The 5,162-nt window shown below is 65.6% G+C and carries 6 protein-coding genes; 5 read left to right on the top strand and 1 reads right to left on the bottom strand.

Going from position 1 to position 5,162, the window contains the following annotated elements; translation table 11 throughout:
• Positions 1-87: 87 nt before the first annotated feature.
• Entirely contained in the window at positions 88-735 is a 648-nt protein-coding gene (locus tag DBV14_RS09000) for an FMN-dependent NADH-azoreductase (RefSeq protein ID WP_124458846.1), read from the bottom strand.
• Between the two features lie 131 nt (positions 736-866).
• Between DBV14_RS09000 and DBV14_RS08995 the strand changes: the two genes are divergently transcribed.
• From DBV14_RS08995 to cysT, 5 genes are all read left to right on the top strand, one after another.
• A complete protein-coding gene (locus DBV14_RS08995) occupies positions 867-1,781 on the top strand; it encodes a LysR family transcriptional regulator (protein ID WP_124458845.1) in 915 nt (304 codons plus the stop codon).
• Positions 1,782-1,958: 177 nt separating this feature from the next.
• Positions 1,959-2,600, top strand: coding sequence for a peroxiredoxin (locus DBV14_RS08990; RefSeq protein WP_124458844.1), 642 nt, complete (start codon positions 1,959-1,961; stop codon positions 2,598-2,600).
• 19 nt (positions 2,601-2,619) lie between these two features.
• Positions 2,620-3,195 (top strand): alpha/beta hydrolase, encoded by a 576-nt coding sequence (locus DBV14_RS08985; protein ID WP_124458843.1) that lies wholly within the window; start codon positions 2,620-2,622, stop codon positions 3,193-3,195.
• On the top strand, positions 3,192-4,208 hold the full coding sequence (locus DBV14_RS08980; RefSeq protein ID WP_124458842.1) for a sulfate ABC transporter substrate-binding protein: 1,017 nt from the start codon (positions 3,192-3,194) through the stop codon (positions 4,206-4,208). Before DBV14_RS08985 ends, DBV14_RS08980 begins: the two co-directional genes overlap by 4 nt.
• A complete protein-coding gene (gene cysT, locus DBV14_RS08975; protein WP_124458841.1) occupies positions 4,209-5,096 on the top strand; it encodes a sulfate ABC transporter permease subunit CysT in 888 nt (295 codons plus the stop codon). It begins immediately after the preceding gene.
• The last annotated feature ends 66 nt before the right edge of the window (positions 5,097-5,162 follow it).

Here is a 5,162-nt window from a genome sequence, read left to right as displayed (position 1 = left end):
GCCCTGAATGACCCCGCTCCCAAACACAGACCACAGACGCAAAAAAGCCGCCCACAAAGGCGGCTTCTTCAATGGCGCGACAGAGGGTCAGGCAGCCTGAGCCACGTCCCGCTGGTTCGCCGCTTCCGCGGTGGCCATCAGGATGTCGGCGCGGGCAGAGGCCAGGGCCGTTGCCTTGACGGTGTCGCCCATCGCCACGCCTTCGGCACGCACAAACCGCACGTCCGTAATGCCGAAGAAGCCGAAGACCACCTTCAGGTAGCTCTCCTGGTGTTCGGCGCCTTGGCCCCAATCGCTGGTCGAATAGACGCCGCCGCGGCTCGAAGCCACGATCACCGTCTTGCCGCCAGCCAGGCCCACCGGGCCCGTTTCCGTGTACTTGAAGGTACGGCCGACCTGCCCGAGGCGGTCGATCCAGGCCTTCAGTTGGGTCGGGATCGAGAAGTTGTAGAGCGGTGCGCCCACCACGACCACATCGGCCGCCAGGAACTGGCTCACCAGCTTTTCCGACAGCGCGTTTTCGCGTTGCTGGGCTTCGGTGGGCTCGGCCTGAGGGCCGGTCTTGATCGCGATGGCGTCTGCGCTGAAATGCGAAGGGGCATCAACGGCGAGGTCGAGGTACTCGACGGTGGTGTCGGGGTGCGCAGCCTTCCAGGCGGCCACGGTTTCCGCCGTCAGCAGGCGGGAGGTCGAATAGGCACCAAGGATGCTGGAGTCGATGTGGAGCAGCTTCATGTCGTTCACTTTCTAGTGAGGGTGTCGGCGCTCAAGGTGGCCGGCGATGTGAGAATTCTATTTTTGGATCGAGTGGCTGATAAGTAGCCAAAAATTGACCAGATCGTTCTATCTGCAGGACAATTGACGCCATGCAAGACCTCAACGACATGGTTTTCTTTGCCGAAGTGGCCGAACGCGGCGGCTTTGCGGCGGCCAGCCGGGCGCTGGGCATTCCCAAGTCGCGCCTGTCGCGCCGCGTGGCCGACCTCGAAGAGCGGCTCGGCGTGCAGCTGATGCAGCGCAGCACCCGGCGCCTGTCGCTCACGCCGGCGGGCGAGATCTACCTGCGGCACGCGTCCGCCATGCGCGATGCGGCACAGGCCGCGGCCGAGGCGGTGGCGCAGGTACAGACCGAGCCCAGCGGCGTGGTGCGCCTGACGTGCCCCGTGACCATCGCGCACAGCGGGCTGGCGCAGCTGATGCCGGTCTTCATGGACCGCTATCCGGCGGTGCGCATCGACATGCGTGTGATCAACCGGCCGGTCGACCTGATCGAGGAAGGCATCGACATCGCGCTGCGCGTGCGGCCCTTCATCGAAGACAGCACGGTGCTGGTGGCCAAGACTTTCGGCTACAGCCGCGGCGTGCTTGTCGCGAGCCCCGAGTTGCTGGCGAAGCACGGACCGGTGGACACGCCGGCCGACCTGGCCAGGCTGCCGACGGCGGCGATGTCCGCCAATGGGGAAGGGCGCGCCGAGTGGCGGCTCGAGGGGCCGAATGGCGAGGTCTTCGTGTACGCTCATTCGCCGCGCTATGTCGCCGACGACCTGGCCACGCTGCAGTTCGGCACGATGGGCGGGGTGGGTGCGACGATGCTGCCCGACTACATGTGCCGGGCCGACATCGAGGCCGGTCGGCTCGTCAGGCTGCTGCCCGGCTGGGGGCCGTCGCCGGTGGTGGCGCACATGGTGTTTCCGGCGCGGCGGGCGCTGGTGCCGGCGATCCGGCGACTGATCGACTTTCTGGCGGAGCACCTGCAGAACGATCAGATGCGCATGTTCTGAGGCTAAACAGGCGCATGGTGGCGTCGTACGGAGCAACCGCGCTATTCAAACGATAGCGCTCGAGTGTCGTCTCCAGAATTCGTTATGCGGAAAACGTCATATCCAAACAAGCAGATATTCGTTTGGCATTGATGCCGCGCTTCGCACAATCCAGGGCTCATCCATTCAGGAGCGACCATGGCAACTCTGCGACTCGGCGACACCGCCCCCAATTTCACCCAGGATTCCAGCGAAGGCCCCATCGACTTCTATCAGTGGGCAGGCAACTCCTGGATCGTGTTCTTCTCGCACCCGGCCGACTTCACGCCCGTGTGCACCACCGAACTCGGCAAGACGGCGGCGCTGTCGGGCGAGTTTGCCAAGCGCGGCGTCAAGCCCATCGCACTGAGCGTCGATCCGGCCACCAAGCACAAGGAGTGGATCAGCGACATCAACGAGACGCAGAACACCACCGTCAACTTCCCGATCATCGCGGACGCCGACCGCAAGGTGGCCGACCTGTACGACCTGATCCACCCGAACGCCTCGACCACGGCCACGGTGCGCAGCGTCTACATCATCGACCCGAAGAAGGTCATTCGCACCACCATCACCTACCCGGCATCGACCGGCCGCAACTTCGACGAGATCATTCGCGTGATCGACTCGCTGCAGCTCACCGACAGCCACAAGGTGGCGACGCCCGTGAACTGGAAAGACGGCGACGACGTGGTCATCGTGCCGAGCATCCAGGACCCGGCCGAGCTGGCGGAGCGCTTCCCCAAGGGCTTCAAGGCCGTCAAGCCTTACCTGCGCATCACGCCGCAGCCCAACAAGTAAGCGACGAGGCAGCATTCGCATGCAAACCCGTGTCGTCATCGTGCCCGGTTGGCGCGACTCCGGGCCCGGCCATTGGCAGAGCCTGTGGGAAGAGCGCATTCCGGGCGCGGCGCGGGTGATGCAGGACGACTGGGCCTCGCCCAAGCGCGACGCCTGGGTGCCCGCGCTGGCCAAGCTGGTGCTCGAGACGCCCGGTCCGGTGGTCATCGCGGCGCACAGCCTGGGCTGCATTGCCACGGCGCACCTGCCGCCCGAGGCCGCCGCCCGCATCCAGGGCGCGCTGCTGGTGGCGCCGGCCGATCCCGAGCGCCGCGCGGTGCTGTCCGACTTCGCGCCCGTGCCGTATGCGGCGCTGCCGTACCGCAGCATCGTGGTGGCCAGCAGCAACGACCCTTACTGCCCGATCCGGCTCGCGGGGGCCTATTCCCGCGCCTGGGGCAGCGAGTTCGTGCGCATGCAGAATGCGGGCCATATCAACATCGATTCGGGGCACGGAGACTGGCCGCTCGGCCTGGCCCTGCTGCAATCGTTGACCGACGAACCCGCCGCCTGGCCGGCGGGGCGTGAATTTTCAGAAAACCTGGCAACCACATGACTTCCAGAATCAAGACCTTCGTCGCCGTGCTCGCGCTGGCGTCCTCCGCACTCGCCGGCAACACCGCCCTTGCCCAGGGCACGGGGCTGCTGAACGCCTCGTACGACGTGGCCCGCGAGTTCTACAAGGACTACAACGCAGCCTTCGTGGCGCACTACAAGAAGGCCACCGGCAAGGACGTCAAGATCGACCAGTCGCATGGCGGCTCCAGCGCCCAGGCGCGTGCCGTGGCCGACGGCCTCGACGCCGACGTGGTGACCATGAACACCTCGACCGACATCGACTTCCTGGCCGGTACCGGCGTGGTCGCCAAGGACTGGAGCAAGAAATTCCCCGACAACGCATCGCCGACCACGTCGACCATGCTGCTGCTCGTGCGCAACGGCAACCCCAAGGGCATCAAGGACTGGGACGACCTGGTCAAGCCCGGCGTGCAGGTGGTGATCGTCAACCCCAAGACCGGCGGCAACGGGCGCTACGCCTACCTGGCGGCCTGGGGCTACATCAAGAAGAAGGGCGGCACCGATGCGCAGGCCGCCGAGTTCGTGGGCAAGCTGTTCAAGAACGTGCCGGTGCTGGCACGCGGCGGCCGCGACGCCACCACGGCCTTCCTGCAACGTAACATCGGCGACGCGCTGATCACCTTCGAATCGGAAGTGGTGTCCATCGACCGTGAGTTCGGCACCGGCAAGGTCGACTCGGTGTATCCGTCGATCAGCATCGTGGCCGAGAACCCGGTGGCCGTGGTCGAACGCACCGTCAACAAGAAGGGCACCGGCGAACTGGCCAAGGCCTACCTCGACTGGCTGTACTCCGAGGAAGCGCAGGAAATTGCCGCCAAGCACGCGCTGCGCCCGCGTTCGCAGACGGTGCTCAAGAAGTACGCATCGACCTTCAAGCCGTTGCAGCTGTTCACGGTGCAGGAGCTGTTCGGCAGCCTCGGCGAAGCGCAGAAGGTGCACTTCAACGACGGCGGCCAGTTCGACAAGCTCTACACGCCTGGCGCGAAGTAAATGAGCGGCGCTGTTTCATCGGCGCTCCCGTCCGCGGGAGCGCCGCTTTCGCGTGCCAACCGGGCAGGGGGCAGCAAGCGCGTGCTGCCGGGCTTTCACATCACGCTCGGCTTTTCGATCTTCTACCTGTGCCTGATCGTCCTGATCCCGCTGTCGGCGCTGGTCTTCAAGACCTTCACACTGAGCTGGGAACAGTTCTGGGTGGCGGTGACAGCACCGCGCGTGATGGCGTCGTACCGCCTGACCTTCGGCGCCTCGCTGCTGGCGGCGGTGGTGAATGCGGTGTTCGGCCTGCTGGTGGCTTGGGTGCTGGTGCGCTACAAGTTTCCGGGCAAGCGCATCGTCGATGCGCTGGTCGACCTGCCGTTCGCACTGCCGACGGCGGTGGCCGGCATTTCGCTGACGGCGCTGCTCGCGGGCAATGGTTGGATCGGCCAGCTGCTGGAGCCACACGGCATCAAGCTGGCCTTCACGCCGGCGGGCATCGTGATCGCGCTGATCTTCATCGGGCTGCCGTTCGTGGTGCGCACGGTGCAGCCGGTGCTGGAAGACGCCGAGAAAGAGCTTGAAGAGGCCGCGACGTCGCTGGGTGCGACGCGGCTGCAGACGTTCACGCGGGTGATCTTCCCGTCGATCGCGCCGGCGCTGCTGACGGGCTTTGCGATGGCCTTCGCACGGGCCATCGGCGAGTACGGTTCGGTGATCTTCATTGCGGGCAACATGCCGATGATTTCGGAGATCACGCCGCTGATCATCATCGGCAAGCTGGAGCAGTACGACTATGCGGGCGCCACGGCCGTAGCACTGGTGATGCTGGTGATCTCGTTCCTGTTGCTGCTGGTCATCAATGGCCTGCAGGCGTGGCAACGTCGCCGCGCGGGGGCCTGAGGATGACGGTCCGTTCTTTTGGCCGTCGCGTTGTTCTTGGGCGTTGCCGTCGTTCAGGGCGCGCCC

The organism is Variovorax sp. KBW07, from assembly GCF_003852515.1.
GTDB lineage: Bacteria > Pseudomonadota > Gammaproteobacteria > Burkholderiales > Burkholderiaceae_C > Variovorax.
The sequence above is the reverse complement of the archived record's forward strand: the minus strand, read 5'-3'. Positions and strand labels throughout refer to the sequence as shown.

Coding starts and splice junctions, on each gene's coding strand:
- DBV14_RS09000 (WP_124458846.1), bottom strand. CDS start 735: ATGAAGCTGCTCCACATCGACTCCAGCATCCTTGGTGCCTATTCGACC.
- DBV14_RS08995 (WP_124458845.1), top strand. CDS start 867: ATGCAAGACCTCAACGACATGGTTTTCTTTGCCGAAGTGGCCGAACGC.
- DBV14_RS08990 (WP_124458844.1), top strand. CDS start 1,959: ATGGCAACTCTGCGACTCGGCGACACCGCCCCCAATTTCACCCAGGAT.
- DBV14_RS08980 (WP_124458842.1), top strand. CDS start 3,192: ATGACTTCCAGAATCAAGACCTTCGTCGCCGTGCTCGCGCTGGCGTCC.
- cysT (WP_124458841.1), top strand. CDS start 4,209: ATGAGCGGCGCTGTTTCATCGGCGCTCCCGTCCGCGGGAGCGCCGCTT.
- DBV14_RS08985 (WP_124458843.1), top strand. CDS start 2,620: ATGCAAACCCGTGTCGTCATCGTGCCCGGTTGGCGCGACTCCGGGCCC.